At 30.0% G+C, this 1427-nt stretch carries 1 protein-coding gene; it reads right to left on the minus strand.

Features of this window, described 5'->3' with window-relative positions; all coding sequences use genetic code 11:
• Window positions 1–151 precede the first annotated feature (151 nt).
• Window positions 152–1427 (minus strand): WG repeat-containing protein (locus AA089_RS22995; protein WP_046759371.1); only part of this gene is annotated, 1276 nt, incomplete at its 5' end.

The raw sequence follows: 1427 nt of genomic DNA on the forward strand, positions 1-1427 counted from the left end.
TTTTATAGAGAGATTAAATAATTTTTCGTTTAATTTTGGTCTGTCGTCAAGCAATTTGTAAATTAAAAAAAATCAAAAGGCAGGTAGTATACAAAAAACTGTGTGCATATTAATTTTAGGCGGATTTTTGAACAAGCTCGTATTTACTTACTCATGAGCCTTGATTTAAAAAGAAAAAAGGCTTATCACAATCATCGTCAAAAGGAGTTAGACCTTCGAAATAAGTAGCATCTTCCTCCATCATTTTTTCGCAAATTTGATTATGTACTTTAAAGAGAAATTCTTTCAACATAAAGCCATTTTCATTTTCTGTACTAACGATAAAATCTTCTTCCATTTGATCTTCATCTTCTCCCGAGTAAAAATATTGAACTGTTATTTCTTTTGATGAGTTAAAAATACGACCTATATCCAAATCGGAACTGTTTTCAGAATTTAATGCATTATTATACGCTACAAGTTCAATTGAAAAAGACTCCAAATCGTCAAATTTTTCTATTGCAAAATTCCACAAAACGTCATTCAGTAAATCTTGTGTTGTGGCATCTTCTGGTATATCAGTATTTTTATTATAGAGTATTCTTTCCATTTCCGCTATTTCTTCATCTGTTACATCAATATCTTCATCATATGTGAATATTTCCCTTTTTTCTTGTTCTATATCTTCTTCTGTAAAGCCAATATACTCTCCTTTACATGTTACAATACCCCAAGATTTTCCAAATTGAACGCCTAAAATAAATTCATCATATTCTTCAATACGATCAAATTTTGGTTGTAAAATAACTTTCCCTATTTCCTTGTTGATGCAACCATATTTTCTATCTTGATGTATTCTTGCAAATTCGTATTTTAAAAAGTTTCTTGTTTCATCAAATTGAGGTGGAATAACAATTTTTCCTTTTTTGTCAATATAGCCAGATTTTCCATTTTGCTCGATTGATGCTAATTCAGATTTTCCAAAACCAAATGCCTTGTCAAATTGAGGCTGAACAATAATTTCTCCTCTAGTATTAATATACCCCCATTTGCTATTTTGCTTGATTGGTGCTAATTCAGATTTTCCAAAATCAAATGCTTTGTCAAATTGAGGTTTAATAACAATTTCCCCTTTCTTGTTTATAAAACCGTATTTTTTGTTTTGTTCTATTACTGCTAATTCAGCTTCTTCAAAACTAGATGCATTATCAAATTGAGGTTGAATAACGATTTCCCCTTTTTGATTAATAAAGCCATACTTGCCATTTTGTATAATTACAGCTAATTCAGATTCTTCAAAATCACAAACAAGATGAAATTGAGCCAGCATGATAATCTCTCCTTTTTTATTGAGAAAGCCACATTTTCCATTTTGCCAAATTACTATTAATTCACTTTCTCCAAAACTATCCGCTTCATCAAATTGAGGTTGAATAACAATTTCCCCT

The sequence above is a fragment of the Kordia jejudonensis genome, from assembly GCF_001005315.1.
GTDB lineage: Bacteria > Bacteroidota > Bacteroidia > Flavobacteriales > Flavobacteriaceae > Kordia > Kordia jejudonensis.